Annotated in this window: 13 protein-coding genes; 4 read left to right on the top strand and 9 right to left on the bottom strand. The window is 65.6% G+C overall.

What is annotated here, in order from left to right:
* Nucleotides 1-117: 117 nt before the first annotated feature.
* Nucleotides 118-1,416, bottom strand: coding sequence for an amino-acid N-acetyltransferase (gene argA, locus F3J44_RS04720; protein WP_167066753.1), 1,299 nt, complete (start codon nt 1,414-1,416; stop codon nt 118-120).
* A gap of 124 nt (nt 1,417-1,540) precedes the next feature.
* On the bottom strand, nt 1,541-2,683 hold the full coding sequence (argE, locus tag F3J44_RS04725; protein WP_167066749.1) for an acetylornithine deacetylase: 1,143 nt from the start codon (nt 2,681-2,683) through the stop codon (nt 1,541-1,543).
* A gap of 113 nt (nt 2,684-2,796) precedes the next feature.
* Here argE and F3J44_RS04730 point away from each other — a divergent pair, with 113 nt between their 5' ends.
* Entirely contained in the window at nt 2,797-4,164 is a 1,368-nt protein-coding gene (locus tag F3J44_RS04730; protein WP_167270866.1) for an inorganic triphosphatase, read from the top strand.
* A gap of 83 nt (nt 4,165-4,247) precedes the next feature.
* On the opposite strand, the gene F3J44_RS04735 is transcribed toward F3J44_RS04730, so the two are convergent.
* Entirely contained in the window at nt 4,248-4,718 is a 471-nt protein-coding gene (locus tag F3J44_RS04735; RefSeq protein ID WP_167066743.1) for an Lrp/AsnC family transcriptional regulator, read from the bottom strand.
* A 197-nt stretch (nt 4,719-4,915) separates the two neighbouring features.
* On the opposite strand from F3J44_RS04735, the gene F3J44_RS04740 reads away from it, so the two are divergent.
* From F3J44_RS04740 to F3J44_RS04750, 3 genes are all read left to right on the top strand, one after another.
* Nucleotides 4,916-6,598 carry a GspE/PulE family protein gene (locus F3J44_RS04740; RefSeq protein WP_167270868.1) on the top strand — a complete coding sequence of 561 codons (1,683 nt, stop codon included), beginning with the start codon at nt 4,916-4,918 and terminating at the stop codon, nt 6,596-6,598.
* Between the two features lie 88 nt (nt 6,599-6,686).
* On the top strand, nt 6,687-7,001 hold the full coding sequence (locus F3J44_RS04745; RefSeq protein ID WP_167066737.1) for a DUF2388 domain-containing protein: 315 nt from the start codon (nt 6,687-6,689) through the stop codon (nt 6,999-7,001).
* A 123-nt stretch (nt 7,002-7,124) separates the two neighbouring features.
* Nucleotides 7,125-7,439, top strand: a complete 315-nt coding sequence (locus F3J44_RS04750; protein ID WP_167270870.1) for a DUF2388 domain-containing protein — start codon at nt 7,125-7,127, stop codon at nt 7,437-7,439.
* 59 nt (nt 7,440-7,498) lie between these two features.
* Here the strand turns inward: F3J44_RS04750 and gcvP are convergent, their stop codons facing one another.
* The 6 genes from gcvP to F3J44_RS04780 form a co-directional block, all read right to left on the bottom strand.
* A complete protein-coding gene (gene gcvP / locus F3J44_RS04755) occupies nt 7,499-10,372 on the bottom strand; it encodes an aminomethyl-transferring glycine dehydrogenase (RefSeq protein WP_167270872.1) in 2,874 nt (957 codons plus the stop codon).
* Between the two features lie 172 nt (nt 10,373-10,544).
* Entirely contained in the window at nt 10,545-10,928 is a 384-nt protein-coding gene (gene gcvH / locus F3J44_RS04760) for a glycine cleavage system protein GcvH (protein WP_167066728.1), read from the bottom strand.
* A gap of 48 nt (nt 10,929-10,976) precedes the next feature.
* Complete coding sequence (gene gcvT, locus F3J44_RS04765; protein ID WP_167270874.1) at nt 10,977-12,059, bottom strand: glycine cleavage system aminomethyltransferase GcvT; 1,083 nt, start codon at nt 12,057-12,059, stop codon at nt 10,977-10,979.
* A gap of 123 nt (nt 12,060-12,182) precedes the next feature.
* Nucleotides 12,183-13,805 carry an iron ABC transporter permease gene (locus tag F3J44_RS04770; RefSeq protein ID WP_167066722.1) on the bottom strand — a complete coding sequence of 541 codons (1,623 nt, stop codon included), beginning with the start codon at nt 13,803-13,805 and terminating at the stop codon, nt 12,183-12,185.
* Between the two features lie 115 nt (nt 13,806-13,920).
* The gene (locus F3J44_RS04775; protein WP_167066719.1) at nt 13,921-14,922 is read right to left on the bottom strand and encodes an extracellular solute-binding protein; all 1,002 of its coding nucleotides are present in this window, start codon (nt 14,920-14,922) and stop codon (nt 13,921-13,923) included.
* 216 nt (nt 14,923-15,138) lie between these two features.
* Complete coding sequence (locus tag F3J44_RS04780; protein ID WP_205299673.1) at nt 15,139-16,356, bottom strand: 2-octaprenyl-3-methyl-6-methoxy-1,4-benzoquinol hydroxylase; 1,218 nt, start codon at nt 16,354-16,356, stop codon at nt 15,139-15,141.
* Nucleotide 16,357: the final 1 nt, after the last annotated feature.

The raw sequence follows: 16,357 nt of genomic DNA on the forward strand, positions 1-16,357 counted from the left end.
CAGCTCGCGATGGGCTGCGCAGCAGCCCTGGCACCGTGTGCCGCGAAGCTAACGGCCTGGGGCCGCTGCGCGCCCCATCGCGAGCTACGCTCGCTCCTACCAGGCTGCGCTACAGGCCTACAGGGATTTTTCGAAAATCTTCGAATTGCGCTGGTAGTTGTACAGCGAAGCCCGCGCTGCCGGCAGCCGTTCCACGCCGCTAGGCGCAAACCCGCGTTCACGGAACCAGTGCGCCGTGCGCGTGGTAAGCACGAACAAGGTATTGAGCCCCAATTCCCGTGCCCGCCCCTCGATGCGCTCCAGCAGCTCGTCCCCGCGCCCGCCATGGCGGTACTCCGGGTTCACCGCCAAACACGCCAGCTCGCCGGCCTGGGAGTCGGCGATCGGGTACAGCGCCGCGCAGGCGATGATCATGCCCTCACGCTCGACCACGCTGAACTGCTCGATCTCACGCTCCAGCACCTCACGGGAACGGCGCACCAGGATGCCCTGCTCTTCCAATGGGCTGATCAGCTCCAGCAAGCCGCCGACATCGTCGATGGTCGCCTCGCGCACCACTTCGAACTGCTCCTGGGACACCAGGGTGCCGCCACCCTCGCGGGTGAACAGCTCGGTCAGCAATGCGCCATCTTCGGCGTAGCTGACGATATGGCTGCGTGCCACGCCGCCCTTGCAGGCCTCGGCGGCAGCGTCCAGCAATTCCCCCTGGTAGTCGCTGCCCAGCCGCGCCAGGTGCGGGCCGATCTGTTGCGGGCGCAACTCACGCACCAGCTTGCCGTGCTCGTCCAGCAAGCCAGGCTCGGCGCCGAACAGCAGCAGCTTGTCGGCCCCCAGCTCAATGGCGGCACGGGTGGCCACGTCTTCGCAGGCCAGGTTGAAGATTTCACCGGTCGGCGAATAGCCCAGCGGCGACAACAGCACGATGGAGCGCTCGTCGAGCAGGCGGCTGATGCCCTTGCGATCGATACGGCGCACTTCACCGGTGTGGTGGTAGTCCACCCCTTCGAGCACGCCGATTGGCCGGGCGGTAACCAGGTTGCCGCAAGCCACGCGCAAGCGCGAGCCCTGCATGGGCGATGCGGCGATGTCCATCGACAGGCGCGCCTCGATGGCCAGGCGCAGGGCGCCAACGGCGTCGATCACGCAGTCCAGGGTGGCGGCGTCGGTGATGCGCAGGCCGCGGTGGTAGTGCGGGGTCAGGCCACGCGCCGACAGGCGGCTTTCGATCTGCGGGCGTGAGCCGTGCACCAGCACCAGGCGCACGCCCAGGCTGTGCAGCAGCACCAGGTCGTGGACGATGTTGCCGAAATTGGGGTGGTCAACCCCATCGCCGGGCAGCATGACCACGAAGGTGCAGTCGCGATGGGCATTGATGTACGGGGAGGCATGGCGTAGCCAGTTGACGTATTCGGGCATGACGGGGCCTGTGGATAAAGTGGACGGAGAACGGTGAATCACACGGCGTTCAGGATCATCGTCGGAACAGGCTTGCGGTCACGCGCGTCTCCTCTAGGCAAGAACGAATCAGCTCGATTGACGTTTAATTGAGGCAATAGTGCCGGATCAGGTCACGCAATAGACGCACGGTAGGCTCGATTCGTGACATTTCAAGGTATTCGCCGGGCTGGTGGGCGCAGGCAATGTCGCCAGGGCCGAGCACGATGGTCTGGCAACCCAGCTGCTGAAGATAAGGCGCTTCGGTGCCGAACGCCACCGCCTCGGCCCGATGCCCGGTCAGGCGTTCGGCCACCTGCACCAGCTCGGCGTCGGCGGCCTGTTCGAAGGGCGGCACCTCGGGGAACAGCGGGGCGTAGTCGATACGCACCTCGTGGCGCTCGGCCACAGGCTGCAGCTTGGCGCGAATGGCGGCGCGCAGTTGCTCCACATCCATGCCCGGCAGCGGGCGCAGGTCGAATTCCAGGGCACATTGGCCGCAGATGCGGTTAGGGTTGTCGCCGCCGTGGATGCAGCCGAAGTTCATGGTCGGCGTAGGCACGGTGAACTGCGGGTTGCGGAAGGTTTCCTGCCACTGCCGGCGCAGGCCCATCAACTCGCCCATCACCTCGTGCATGGCCTCCATGGCGCTGTGGCCCAGGCTTGGGTCGGAGGAATGCCCGCTGCGCCCGAGGATGTCGATGCGGTCCATGAGGATACCCTTGTGCATGCGGATCGGCCGCAGGCCCGTGGGCTCGCCGATCACCGCAGCGCGGCCCAGCGGCTGGCCGGCTTCGGCCAGGGCGCGGGCGCCGGACATCGAGCTTTCCTCGTCGCAGGTGGCGAGGATCAGCAGCGGTTGCTTGAAATCGTGCTCCAGCAGCGGAATCACCGCCTCGATGATCAACGCGAAGAAGCCTTTCATGTCACAGCTGCCAAGGCCCACCCAGCGGCCATCGGCTTCGGTCAGCTTGAGCGGGTCGCTCGCCCACAGCTGTTCGTCATAGGGCACGGTGTCGCTGTGGCCAGCCAGCACCAGGCCGCCGGGGCCGGTGCCACGGCTGGCCAGCAGGTTGAACTTGCCAGGGCTGACCTGGCGGATGTCGCAGTCGAAACCCAGGTCGCCCAACCAGCCCGCCAGCAGGTCGATGACCTGGCGGTTGGATTGGTCCAGCGCAGGCTGGGTGCAACTGACCGAGGGCGCGGCAATCAAGGCGGCAAACTGGTCTTTCAGCGTTGGCAACGGCATGCGCATACTCCTCGGAAGCGTTGCCCATCATAGGACCATCCGCCGCCTGGAATAAACCGTTGCCGGCCGACTCCTGTAAACTCCCCGGCAAACGCCCCTCCTTCGAGCCTGCGATGCACAAAGAAACCGAACTGAAGCTCCGCGCCAGCCGCGAAACACTGGCCGCCCTGCGTGAGCACCCCCTGCTGAAAAAGCGCAACAAGTCCGGCTGGCAGACTCGCGAGCTGCTCAACCAGTATTTCGACACCCCCGAGCGCGAGCTGGCCGCCGCCCGCGTTGCCCTGCGCCTGCGCCGTGATGGCGACGCCATCATCCAGACCCTCAAGTGCCGTGGCCAGAGCGTCGCGGGCCTGTCCGAGCGCAACGAATACGAGTGGAACCTGGACAAGGTCAAGCTCGACCTGAAGAAGCTCGACGCCACCTGCTGGCCCGAGCAACTGGCCGGGCTGGACAAGAAAACCATCAAACCGCTGTTCACCACCGACTTCACCCGCGAGTTCGCCGAAATCGCCTGGGGCCGCGGCAAGAGCAAGGTGGTGATCGAGGCCGCGCTGGACCAAGGCTTCGTGATCGCGGGCAAGCAGAAAGAAGCAATCTGCGAGCTGGAGCTGGAGCTGCGCGAAGGTGCGCCTGAAGCGCTGCTGGAACTGGCCGCCGAGCTGGCCGCCAGCCTGCCGTTGATGCCCTGCGATATCAGCAAGGCCGAGCGCGGCTACCGCCTGCTGGAGCCGGACAGCTACGAGCTGGGCCTGCCAGGTGCGGAACTGGACGCCGAAATGGCCGTGGACGATGCCTTCGCCGCCCTGGCCTGGCAGCTGCTGGGCAGCAGCCAGCGCCTGGCCGAGCAGTATCGCCACAATGGCCACTGGCGCTTGTTGCAAGACTGGGTGCAGTGCCTGGCCGAACTGCGCGCCCTGGTGGCCAGCCTGGGCCAGGCTGCGCCGCGCCCCACCACCCGCGAGCTGCGCGCCAGCCTCGACGCGCTGCTGGAAGACTGGCGCCCGCTGGTGCAAGCCGGCAATGACGACGAAGACATCCGCCGCGCCGCACCTGAGCAGTTCATCGAAGAACTCGAAGACGTGCGCTGGGGCCAGTTCTCCCTGGAGACCTCGCGTTGGTTGCTGGGCCGGGCCTGGACCGTGGAACGCAAGGGCCGTGGCGAGCGCCAGGGCAAGGCGCAACTGGCCAGCTGGCTGGCGCACCTGCTGGGTGAAGAAGGCCGCTCGCTGAAGCTGGCACTGTACGCCCAGCGCCCAGAAGACCTGGCTGAGCAACTACCGCGTATCGAGCAGTTGCTGGCCTGGCTGCACCATGCCCGCCAGGTGCTCGAAGCGCCGCAGATGGACCGCCTGTATGGCGACCTGAAGAAACTGCACGAGCTGGCGGAACTGCCGATCAGCGATGAAGTGCTGGAAGCGCGTATCGAGCAGGCCCGGGCCATCGACCAGAGCCGCGGCTGGAAGCACCTGCTCAAGGCGTGATGCCAGCGCTTCGCCCATCGCGAGCTGCGCTCGCTCCTACCAGGCCCCAGCGGCCCCGTAGGCGCGAGCAATGCTTGTGATGGTCACCTAGCCAGTGGCAGGCTGGTCGTGGACTTGATTTCAGACAGCGCCACAATCGAATTCACTTCCTGAATTCCCGGCACGTTCGACAGTTTTTCAAAGAAGAACCGCTCATACGCCTCGATATCCGAGGTGACGATGCGCAGCAGAAAATCCACCGCACCCATCAGCACGTAGCACTCCAGCACCTCTGGAAAACCGCGGATTGCCTCGGTGAACTCGGTAAAGTTCGAGCGCCCGTGGGCGTTGAGTTTCACCTCGGCGAAGATCTGCGTGTTCAGCCCGATTTTCTTGCGATCGAGCAGTGTCACTTGCCCGCGGATCACACCTTCCTCTTTCAGCCGCTGAATCCGGCGCCAGCACGGCGATTGCGAAAGGCCGACCCGCTCGGCGATCTGCGCACTGGACAGCGATGCGTCCTCCTGCAGCAGTTCGAGAATGCGCCGGTCGTAAGTGTCCAGTTCACCTTGCATGAATGATTCCCAAATAAGCATCTAAACGCATAAATAATATCGTACCCCTTCCACCATGCAATCGTTGTAGGAGCGGGCTTGCCCCGCGAAAGGGCCCGCAAAAGCACCGCAAAACCCCGAAACCATTCCCGTCCGATACCCCCCACCCAACCCAACTAGCCTTCCCCAGGTATCCCAACCCGGCACGGAAGCCCCCCATGTACACCCCCGAAGACAACGCCCTCAACCTCACCCACCTACTCGACGCCCTGCAAGCCGACCAACACCTGGCCGCCAGCGATGCCCTCCAGGTACGCGAACAGGCCGCCCGCTACGCCAGCCATCACCCCTTGGAAGCCATCGCCGCCCTGGGCCTGGAAGACCGCCGTCATCCCGGCCAGCAACTGCACCTGGACAGCCTTTGCCAATGGCTGGCACAGAAGGTCGGCCAGCCCTACCTGCGCATCGACCCGCTGCAACTCGACCTGGCCCAGGTCAACGGCCTGGTGTCACCCGCCTTCGCCCAGCGCCATGGCATTCTGGTCATTGCCAACGACGCCAACGCCATCACCGTGGCAAGCGCCCAGCCCTACCAGCAGCACTGGCAAGCGGACCTGGCTCGCAGCCTGGGCAAACCCGTGCGGCGGGTGCTGGCCAGCCCGGTGCAAATCCGCCAACTGGGCCAGTCACTGTCGCACCTGGCCCATTCGGTACAAGGCGCGCAGCACCAGCAATCTACCCGCCTGGGCGAGCTGGAGCAGTTGCTAGAGCTAGGCCAGCGCCACCCCGAAGCCAACGCCGACGATGCCCATATCGTGCATATCGTCGACTGGTTGCTGCAGTACGCCATCGAGCAGCGCGCCAGCGATATCCACCTGGAGCCGCGCAGTAGCCAGGGCCGCTTGCGCTACCGCATCGATGGGCTGCTGCACAGCGTCTACGCCTTTCCGCTGGGCGTGGCCCTGGCCGTTGTCAGCCGCCTGAAGCACTTGGGCCGCATGGATGTTGCCGAGAAGCGCAGGCCGCAAGACGGGCGGGTGAAAAGCCGGCTGCCCAGCGGCAGTGAAGTGGAGCTGCGCCTGTCGACGCTACCGACGCCCTTCGGCGAAAAGCTGGTGCTGAGGCTGTTCGACCCGCAGCAACTGCAGGAAGGCTTCCAGCAACTGGGCCTTGAAGGTGAGCAACTGGCGCAATGGCTGGCCCTGCTGCAGCGCCGCCAGGGCATCCTGCTGGTCACCGGGCCGACCGGTTCGGGCAAGACCAGCACGCTGTACGCCAGCCTCAAGCAGCTCGCCACTGCCGAGGTCAACCTATGCACCATCGAAGACCCCATCGAGCGGCTGGAGCCTTCGTTCAACCAGTTGCAGGTGCAACCAGCGCTGGAACTGGGCTTTGCCAATGGCGTGCGCGCCCTGCTGCGCCAAGACCCGGACATCATCATGATCGGCGAAATACGCGACCGCGAAACCGCCCTGGTGGCAGTTCAGGCCGCGCTCACCGGCCACTTGGTACTGTCGACCCTGCACACCAACGACAGCGTGGGCGCCATTACCCGCCTGCAGGAACTGGGGGTCGCCGACTACCTGATCCGGGCCACCCTGGCCGGCGTCATGGCCCAACGCCTGGTACGCCTGTCGTGCCAGGCTTGCCAGGCTGGCGGCCTGCTCGGCGGCCAACCATGCCAGGCCTGCCGCGGCACCGGTTTTCATGGCCGCACCGGCCTGTTCGAGCTGCTGGTGCCCAGTGATGCCCTGCGCGCGCGCATCGGCAAGGGGGCCGACCTCGCCAGCCTGCAACGCCAGGCGCTGGCTGAGGGGTTGCAGAGTTTGCGCGCCTGCGGCGAGGCCAAAGTGGCCCGTGCACTGACCTGCAACGAAGAAGTGCTGAGGGTCTGTTCCTGACGGAATGCCCTTGCATTCAAGGAACTTAGCGCCCTTTTTGACGATCAAAGCGGGCACTTTCAACACTCACCCTTCGAGGTGTTTCACCATGCGTCTCAAAACCGCCATCGCAACCGCAGCCCTGCTTTCGCTGCCCCTTGGTTCCGCCATGGCCGATACCTTCTGGCGTAATGTCATGACCTCTGGCGCCACCACCGCGTCCAGCTACATCACTTCGCGCGACCACAAACTGGTGCTCGCGGCGCAGGACGACGCGGGCAGCTTCGTGGCCAGCGACGGCACGATTCGCGGGCCATTCCTGGAAGCGGCGCTGCACCAGGTGCGAGCAGAAAACCCGGGGCTGCAGGCTTCGGACATGGAGCTGGCCAATGCCATTCTGGCCAAGAATGCCGTCGCGCAGTGATGCACGCAGCTGCGGGCTCTGAAAGGGACGTTTCCTACCAGCAACTAGGATCTGTGTAAGTCTGCGACCCGAGGAGGGCTCGCTACCATCGGGGCTTCGCCCATTCCACAACGGAACCCCGATATGCGTGCCCTTCCCATCGCCCTGCTCCTGATCCTTTGCCAACCGCAACTGGCCCTGGCCAAAAGCCCGGGTACGTCCCATTCGCTGGTATCCACCGGCACCCTGTTCTCCTCCAGCTACCTCACCTCCGCAGACCGCAAGCTGGTGCTGGCCGCCCAGGATGACGCTGGCAGCTTCGTGGCCAGTGACGGCGCTTTGCGCGGGCCGTTCCTGGAAGCGGCGCTGCTGCAGATCCGGGCAGAAAACCCAGGAATGGCAGCTTCGGACATGGAGCTGGCGCAGGCCATCCTGGCCACGATTGCGCTGGACGAGTAACCGCGTCGCCTGCTTCGCGGCGGTTCGACGCCGCGAAGCATCCCGTACAGACTCAAGCCCTACCGGTAATCCGCCACCGGTACACAGGCACAGAACAGGTTCCGGTCCCCATACACATTGTCGACCCGGTTCACCGCCGGCCAATACTTGTGCTGGCGCACGTGGGCACTGGGCGCCACCGCCTGTTCCAGACTGTACGGTCGGTTCCACGGCCCCAGCACATCCGCCAGGGTGTGCGGTGCATGCTTGAGCGGGTTGTCCTCTGCCGGCCAGTTGCCCTGCTGCACCTCACCGATCTCGGCACGGATCGCCAGCATCGCTTCGACGAAGCGGTCCAGTTCAGCCTTCGACTCGCTTTCGGTCGGCTCGACCATCAGGGTGCCAGGCACCGGGAACGACATGGTCGGGGCATGGAAGCCGTAGTCCATCAGGCGCTTGGCAACGTCTTCCTCGGTGATACCGGTCTGCGCCTTGAGCGGGCGCAGGTCAAGAATGCACTCATGCGCCACGCGCCCGTTGCGCCCGCGGTACAACACCGGGAAGGCGCCACCCAGTCGATTGGCCAGGTAATTGGCCGAAAGGATCGCCACCTCACTGGCATCGGCCAGTTGCGGGCCCATCATGGCAATGTACATCCAGCTGATCGGCAGAATACTCGCACTGCCCCAGGGCGCGGCGCTGACGGCGCTGTTGGTCGGCTCCAGCCCTGGCACCGGCACCACTGGGTGGCTGGCGACGAAGGGTTTGAGGTGCGCGCCAATGCCGATCGGCCCCATGCCCGGCCCACCACCGCCATGGGGGATGCAGAAGGTCTTGTGCAGGTTCATGTGCGACACATCGGCGCCCATGTCTGCCGGCCGTGCCAGGCCGACCTGGGCGTTGAGGTTGGCGCCGTCCATGTACACCTGGCCCCCCTGCTGGTGCACCACCTCGCAGATTTCGCGAATGCCCTCCTCGTAGACACCATGGGTCGAGGGGTAGGTGACCATCAGGCAGGACAACTTGTCCCCGGCAGCCTGGGCCTTGGCCTTGAGGTCCGCCAGGTCGACGTTACCGTGATCGTCGCATTCCACGATCACCACCTCCATGCCGGCCATCTGCGCCGAGGCCGGATTGGTGCCATGGGCCGATGACGGAATCAGGCACAGGGTGCGCTGGGGCTGGTTACGGCTGCGGTGATAGCGGGTAATGGCCATCAGCCCAGCATACTCACCCTGGGCGCCGGAGTTGGGTTGCATGCAGATCGCGTCGAAGCCGGTGATGGCGCACAACCAACGCTCCAGTTCGTCGATCATCGCCTTGTAGCCGGTGGCCTGCGCTGCCGGGACGAACGGGTGCAACTGGGCGAAGCCGGGCCAGGTAATGGGGATCATCTCGCTGGTGGCATTGAGCTTCATGGTGCAGGAGCCAAGCGGGATCATCGACTGGTTCAGTGCCAGGTCCTTGTTTTCCAGCTGCTTGAGGTAGCGCAGCATCTCGGTTTCGCTGTGGTGCAGGTTGAACACCGGGTGTTCGAGGAACGGCGTGCGCCGCACCAGCGAGGCAGGGATGCCCTCAGGCATGGCTTGCTGGTCGAGGGCGGCAATGTCCAGGCCGTGATCCACGCCCAGGAAGATATCGAACAAACGCAGCACAGTGGCTTCGTTGCAGGTTTCGTCCAGGCTCACGCCCAGGTGCCCACGCCCGAGGATGCGCAGGTTGATACGCGCGTCTTCAGCGCTTTCGATGATCGCCGCCTGGGCCCCGCCCACGTCCAGGGTCAGGGTGTCGAAAAAATGCGCATTGAGGCGCTTGATGCCCTTGGCCTCAAGGCCAGCCGCCAGCACGAAGGTCAGCCGATGCACACGCTGGGCGATGCGCCGCAGGCCGTCGGGGCCGTGGTACACCGCATAGAAACCGGCCATGTTGGCCAACAGCACCTGGGCCGTGCAGATGTTCGAGTTGGCCTTTTCGCGGCGAATGTGTTGCTCACGGGTTTGCAGGGCCATGCGCAGGGCGGTGTTGCCGCGGGCATCGCGGGACACGCCGATGATGCGCCCGGGCATGGCGCGCTTGTAGTCGTCGCGGCAGGCGAAGTAGGCCGCATGCGGGCCGCCATAGCCCATGGGCACGCCGAAGCGCTGGGTCGAGCCCAGGGTCACGTCCGCGCCCAGCTCACCTGGCGGCGCCAGCAGCGCCAGGCTGAGCAGGTCGGCAGCCACGCAGGCCAGGGCTTGCTGGCTGTGCAACTGGTCGATCAGCGGCCGCAGGTCGCGTACTTCGCCGTGGGTGTCCGGGTATTGCAGCAACGCACCGAAAACCGAGTGCTTGGCCAGGTTATCCACAGCGTCGACGATCAACTCGAAGCCAAAGCCTTCGGCGCGGGTCTTGAGCACCGACAAGGTTTGCGGGTGGCAGTGTTGGTCGGCGAAGAAGGCGTTGCTCTTGTTGCGTGCCACCCGCTTGGCCAGGGCCATGGCCTCGGCGGCGGCGGTGGCTTCGTCGAGCAAGGAGGCATTGGCCAAGGGCAGCGCGGTGAGGTCGATGACCATCTGCTGGAAGTTCAGCAGCGCCTCCAACCGGCCTTGGGCGATCTCGGGTTGGTAAGGCGTGTAGGCGGTGTACCAGCCGGGGTTTTCCAGCACGTTGCGCAGGATCACCGTGGGCGTGACGGTGCCGTGGTAGCCCATGCCGATCAGGCTGGTCCAGACCTGGTTCTGCCCGGCATACCCGGCAAGCTTGGCCAGTGCGGCCTGCTCATCCAGGGCCGGGGGCAGGTCGAGGGCGCGGTTGAAGCGGATGGCCGGCGGCACGGTTTGCTCGATCAGCTCGCTGCGCTGCTTCAGGCCCAAGGCATCGAGCATGGCCTGCTGCTCCGCGGCATCAGGGCCCAGATGGCGGTGCAGAAACGGGTTGAGATCTTGCAGGTGATGCAGGGATGGCGATTGGGACATGACGACGCTCTCTTCCTGGACCTAGTCTCATGGAGACTTATAAGTCTAGGAAGGATTGCCGATTGTGCGGGGTTTGTTGCGTATGCAGGCCTGGCCCCTTCGCGGGGCAAGCCCGCTCCTACAAGGTGACCCTGTAGGAGCGGGCTTGCCCCGCGAACCAGGCGACGCGGATTTACTCGCCGATCAGGGCCTGGTAGCCAGCGGCATCGAGCAGCTTGTTCAGCTCGGCCTTGTCGCTTGGCTTGAGCTTGAAGATCCACGACTCATAAGGTTCTTCGTTGAGCAGCTCAGGGCTGTCAGCCAGCTCTTCGTTGACCGCGATCACTTCACCGCCGACCGGGGCATAGATATCGGAAGCGGCCTTGACCGACTCGACCACGCCAGCAGCGTCGCCAGCAGCGAATACCTTGCCGACTTCGGCCAGTTCAACGAACACCACGTCACCCAGGGCTTGCTGGGCGTGGTCGCTGATACCCACGGTCACGGTGCCGTCGGCTTCCAGGCGCGCCCATTCATGGCTCTCGGCAAAACGCAGATCGGCGGGGATTTGGCTCATGTGTAGTATTCCTCGTTTGGGTCAGCGGTTCGGCCCGCCGTTTAATGTTCAGATCAAAATCTTGCCGTGGCGCACGAAGGTCGGCTTGACCACCCGCACCGGGTACCACTTGCCGCGAATCTCGACCTCGGCGCGGTCGCCGGTGGCCATGGGCAGGCGCGCCAAGGCAATGGACTTGCTCAGCGTAGGCGAGAAACTACCACTGGTGATCTCCCCTTCGCCAATCCCAGCGACACGAACGACCTGATGGGCGCGCAGAACACCGCGTTCCTCAAGCACCAGGCCGACCAGCTTGCCCTGCACGCCGTGCTCGATTTCGGCCAGCAGCGCGGTGCGGCCGATGAAATTGCGCGCGGCCGGTTCCCAGGCGATGCACCAGCCCAGGTTGGAGGTCAGCGGGGTGTGAAGTTCGTCGATGTCCTGGCCGTAGAGGTTCATGCCGGCCTCAAGGCGCAGGGTGTCGCGTGCGCCCAGGCCGCTGGGTGCGATACCCGCGCCGACCAGGTCGTTGAAGAAGGCCACGGCCTGATCGCCCGGCAAGATGATTTCCAGCCCGTCTTCACCGGTGTAGCCGGTGCGGGCGATGAACCAGTCGCCCTCGGCCACGCCCTCGAACGGGCGTAATTCGCGAATCAACGCCGCACGCGCGGCGCTGAGCAGGGCAGCGACCTTTTCCCGGGCGTGGGGGCCCTGGATGGCAAGGATGGCCAGGTCTGGGCGGGCCTGGATGGCCACCTCGAAACCATTGCTTTGCAGGCGCAGCCAGTCGAGCACCTTGGCCCGGGTGGCGGCATTGGTGACCAGGCGGTAACCGCTGTCGGTACGGTAGGCGATCAGGTCGTCGATGACCCCGCCGTTATCGTTGAGCAGCGGGCTGTACAGGGCCTTGCCGGTGGCATCGAGGCGGGCCACGTCATTGGCCAGCAGGCGTTGCAGCCAGGGCGTGGCGCCGCTGCCGGTGATGTCGATGACCGTCATGTGGGAAACATCGAACACCCCGCAGTCGCTACGCACCTGGTGGTGCTCCTCGACCTGCGAGCCATAGTGCAGTGGCATGTCCCAGCCACCGAAATCGACCGTCTTGGCGCCAAGCGCCAGGTGCAAGTCGTATAAAAGCGTGCGCTGTCCCATGGGTTTCTCCTTCCGGGCGTGGCGAAGCGGCGGCGGTCGATGACGTTTGATCGTCAGCTCTTCTTGTAGGACCCGTCGCGCGAATGCCGCGCATTGTAGCCGCAAGGGCGCACGCTGGCATCCTCAGTGACTGTGACCCGGGCGGCGCGCCGAACGGCGGATCAGGCCGATGACCGGCAACAGGCCGACCAGTACCAGGGTCAGCGCTGGCAGCGAGGCCCGTGCCCACTCGCCTTCGCTGGTCATCTCGAACACCCGTACTGCAAGGGTGTCCCAGCCGAACGGGCGCATCAGCAAGGTCGCCGGCATTTCCTTGAGCACGTCGACGAACACCAGCAGCGCCGCGCTGAGCGCACCGGGAACAAGCAGCGGCAGATACACCCTGAAAAACAAACCTGTGCCGCCCACGCCCAAACTGCGCGAGGCCTCCGGCAACGACGGGCGGATGCGCGCCAGGCTACTTTCCAGCGGGCCATAGGCGACAGCGATGAAGCGCACCAGGTAGGCCAGCAACAAGGCTGCGACGCTGCCGAGCAGCAAAGGCTTGCCGGCACCGCCAAGCCAGGTGGACAGCGGAATCACCAGTTGGTTGTCCAGGTAGCTGAACGCCAGCATGATCGACACCGCCAGCACCGAGCCCGGCAGGGCGTACCCCAGGTTGGCCAGGCCAACCCCGGCGCGGATGCCGGCGGTCGGCGCCTGGCGCCGGGCGAACGCCAGCAACATTGCCACACACACGGTTAGCAGCGCGGCCATGCCGCCCAGGTACAGGGTGTGCAGCACCAGCCCCACGTAGCGCTCGTCCAGGTCGTGCCGGCCGCGCTGCCAGCACCACACCAACAGTTGCAGCAGCGGGATGACAAAGGCGCAGGCAAACACCAGCAGGCACCAGCCGCTGGCCAGCAGCGCCTTGAAGCCGCGCAGGTGGTACAGCGCCTGCCCACGCGGGCGTTCGTTGCCACTGCGGGTGGCGCCGCGGGCCCGGCGCTCGCCGTAGAGCACCAGCATCACCGCCAGCAACAGCAAGCTGGCCAGCTGGGCAGCGCTGGACAGGCTGAAGAAGCCATACCAGGTCTTGTAGATGGCCGTGGTGAAGGTGTCGAAGTTGAACACCGCCACGGCGCCGAAATCAGCCAGGGTTTCCATCAGCGCCAGGGCGATGCCGGCACCGATGGCCGGGCGCGCCATGGGCAGGGCGACCCGCCAGAAAGCCTGCAGCGGTGACAGGCCGAGTACCCGTGCAGCTTCCATCAGCCCCTTGCCCTGGGCCAGGAACGCGCTACGCGCCAATAGGTAGACGTAGGGGTAGAACACCAGCACCAGGACGACGATCACCCCGCCGGTGGAACGTACCCGTGGCAGGCGCATGGGGCCGAACACCTCGCGCAGGGCGCTTTGCACGGGGCCTGCGAAATCCAGCAGGCCAACGAAGACGAAGGCCAGCACGTAGGCGGGAATGGCGAAGGGCAGCATCAGTGCCCAGTCGAGCCAACGGCGGCCGGGGAATTCGCAGAGGCTGGTGAGCCAGGCCAGGCTGACGCCGAGTACGGTCACGCCCAGGCCCACGCCGGCGACCAGGGTGGCGGTATTGCCCAGCAGGCGGGTCATTTGCGTGTCGAGCAGGTGCGACCAGATTTGCAGGTCGACCGACTGCCAGGCCAGCAGCAGCACGCTCAGGGGCAGGAGCACCAGGGCGGCGGTCAGGCTGACCGGGAGGTACCAGCGGCGTTGGGGGGTGTGGGGCAAGGTTCGGATCTCGGTTGCGATGGCGACCGCTGCGCGGTCGTTCGCGGGGCAAGCCCGCGCCTACAGGGGCGTGTAGGAACGGGCTTGCCCCGCGAAAGGGCCGCAGCAGATTAACTCAGTTCCAGCCAGCCCGGTCCATCAGGCGAATGGCCTCGGCCTGACGCTTGCCGGCCACTTCCACCGGAATGCTGTCGGCCTTGAAGTTACCCCAGGCCGCCACTTCCTCGGACGGCTTGACCTTCGGGTTGGCCGGGAACTCCTGGTTGATGTCGGCGAACAGCTTCTGCGCTTGCTCGCCGGTCATCCATTCCACCAGCTTCGTCGCCGCCTCCGGGTGCGGTGCATGCTTGGTCAGGCCGATGCCCGAGAGGTTCACGTGCACGCCACGGTCCCCCTGGTTGGGCCAGAACAGTTTCACCGGCAGCTTCGGGTTCTGCGCATGCAGGCGGCCGTAGTAGTAGGTGTTGACCACGCCAACATCGCACTGCCCGGCCTCGATGGCCTGGATCACCGCGTTGTCGTCGGAGAACACATCGGTGGACAGGTTGTTGACCCAGCCTTTGACGATTTGCTCGGCCTTGGCCTCGCCGTGGTTCTCGATCAATGTGGCGGTCAGCGACTGGTTGTAGACCTTTTTCGCCGTGCGCAGGCACAGGCGGCCTTCCCAGTGTTTGTCGGCCAGGGCTTCGTAGGTGGTCAGCTCCGCTGGCTTGACCCGCTCGGTGGAGTAGACGATGGTGCGCGCGCGCAGGCTCAGGCCGGTCCAGTCATGGGACGAGGCGCGGTACTGCGGCGGGATGTTCTGGTCGATGACGGCCGACTTGATCGGCTGCAGGATGCCCATTTGTTCGGCCTGCCAGAGGTTGCCGGCATCGACGGTGAGCAGCAGGTCGGCCACGCCGTTCTCGCCCTCGGCCTTGATGCGCTGCATCAGCGGGGCTTCCTTGTCGGTGATGAACTTGATCTTGACCCCGGTCTTGGCGGTGTAGGCGTCGAACACCGGCTTGATCAGCTCGTCGATGCGCGAGGAGTACACCACCACCTCGTCAGCCGCCTGGGCGGTGCCGCCGAACAAGGTCAGGGCCAGGGCGGCCAGTAGGGGCTTGCGTGGCAACATGGAAAGCGCTCCTCGGATCGTGTGAGAGGCGCAAATGGTAGTGAATCCCATTTTCTGGCTCATCTACCGCGCAGTTACCGGATGTTGCAAAGGCAGCAACAACAACGCCCCTGTAGGAGCGGGCTTGCCCCGCGAAGCAGACGGCGCGGTGCATGGCACCGGCTGTGCCGGTGTTCGCGGGGCAAGCCTGCTCCTACAAGGCGCCATTCAGCACTATCAGGGTTTGGCCAGCTCCGGCAGGTCGCCAGTCAGGCCCAGCGCCTGGCGCACGAACAGCGCCTTGGCCTCCGGCATCTGCTCCACCAGCTTCAACCCGCTGTTGCGCAACCAGCGCAGCGGCAACGGGTTGGCCTGGAACAGCCGCTCGAAGCCTTCCATCGCCGCCATCAGCGCCAGGTTGTGCGGCATGCGCCGGCGCTCATAACGGCTCAGCACCTTCACGTCGGCCAGCCGCTCACCGCGCTCGCAGGCGCCCTGCAGCACCTCGGCCAGCACGGCGGCATCGAGAAAGCCCAGGTTCACGCCCTGGCCGGCCAGCGGGTGGATGGTGTGCGCGGCATCGCCGATCAGCACCAGGCCTTCGTCCACGTAACGCTTGGCATGGCGCTGGCGCAGCGGCACGCAAACACGCGGGTCGGCTTCCAGCACCTCACCCAAACGGCCCTCGAAAGCGCGCTCCAGGGCCTTGAGGAAGGCGTCGTCGTCCAGCGCCATGACCTGCTCGGCCTGCTCCGGGGTGGTCGACCAGACGATCGAGCACCAGTCCTGCCGGCCATCGCGCGACAACGGCAGGAACGCCAGCGGCCCCTCGTCGGTGAAGCGCTGCCAGGCGGTGGCCTGGTGCGCGGCGCTGCAGCGCACACTGGTGACAATGGCGTGGTGCAGGTAGTCCCATTCGCGGGTCGGGCAGCCGGCCAGGCGGCGCACGGCCGAATTGGCGCCGTCGGCGGCCACCACCAGCGGTGTGCGCAGGCGACGGCCGTCGGCCAGGGTCAGCAGCCATTCGTCACCGGAGCGGCGCAGCTGCTCCAGGCGGGCATTGGGCAGCAGGCCAACGTCGCTGTCGTGCAGGCGCTCAAGCAAGCCATCCTGCACCACCCGGTTCTCGACGATATGGCCGAGCACCTGGGCATGCACGCTGGCCGCCGAGAAGTGGATCTGCCCGGTGCCGCTGCCATCCCAGACGTGCATGTGGGAATACGGCGACACTCGGCGCCCGGCAATGCCATCCCAGGCGCCCAGGCGTTCGAGAATGCGCTGGCTGGCCGCCGACAGGGCACTGACCCGCGGCTCGAATGCCGCCTGGGCATCGAACGGTTTGACCGACAGCGGGCCGCCATCGAGCAGGAGCATGTTCAGGCCACTGTGGCGCAAGGCCAGGGCCAGGGCGCTGCCGACCATACCGGCACCGACAATCACAACATCCGCGCGCATT

Origin of the sequence: Pantoea sp. Tr-811, from assembly GCF_011752535.1 — a bacterium.
GTDB lineage: Bacteria > Pseudomonadota > Gammaproteobacteria > Pseudomonadales > Pseudomonadaceae > Aquipseudomonas.

What these genes read in the sequence shown, in the direction of transcription:
- argA (WP_167066753.1), bottom strand. Translation starts at nt 1,416, where the DNA reads ATGCCCGAATACGTCAACTGGCTACGCCATGCCTCCCCGTACATCAAT.
- argE (WP_167066749.1), bottom strand. Translation starts at nt 2,683, where the DNA reads ATGCCGTTGCCAACGCTGAAAGACCAGTTTGCCGCCTTGATTGCCGCG.
- F3J44_RS04730 (WP_167270866.1), top strand. Translation starts at nt 2,797, where the DNA reads ATGCACAAAGAAACCGAACTGAAGCTCCGCGCCAGCCGCGAAACACTG.
- F3J44_RS04735 (WP_167066743.1), bottom strand. Translation starts at nt 4,718, where the DNA reads ATGCAAGGTGAACTGGACACTTACGACCGGCGCATTCTCGAACTGCTG.
- F3J44_RS04740 (WP_167270868.1), top strand. Translation starts at nt 4,916, where the DNA reads ATGTACACCCCCGAAGACAACGCCCTCAACCTCACCCACCTACTCGAC.
- F3J44_RS04745 (WP_167066737.1), top strand. Translation starts at nt 6,687, where the DNA reads ATGCGTCTCAAAACCGCCATCGCAACCGCAGCCCTGCTTTCGCTGCCC.
- F3J44_RS04750 (WP_167270870.1), top strand. Translation starts at nt 7,125, where the DNA reads ATGCGTGCCCTTCCCATCGCCCTGCTCCTGATCCTTTGCCAACCGCAA.
- gcvP (WP_167270872.1), bottom strand. Translation starts at nt 10,372, where the DNA reads ATGTCCCAATCGCCATCCCTGCATCACCTGCAAGATCTCAACCCGTTT.
- gcvH (WP_167066728.1), bottom strand. Translation starts at nt 10,928, where the DNA reads ATGAGCCAAATCCCCGCCGATCTGCGTTTTGCCGAGAGCCATGAATGG.
- gcvT (WP_167270874.1), bottom strand. Translation starts at nt 12,059, where the DNA reads ATGGGACAGCGCACGCTTTTATACGACTTGCACCTGGCGCTTGGCGCC.
- F3J44_RS04775 (WP_167066719.1), bottom strand. Translation starts at nt 14,922, where the DNA reads ATGTTGCCACGCAAGCCCCTACTGGCCGCCCTGGCCCTGACCTTGTTC.
- F3J44_RS04780 (WP_205299673.1), bottom strand. Translation starts at nt 16,356, where the DNA reads ATGCGCGCGGATGTTGTGATTGTCGGTGCCGGTATGGTCGGCAGCGCC.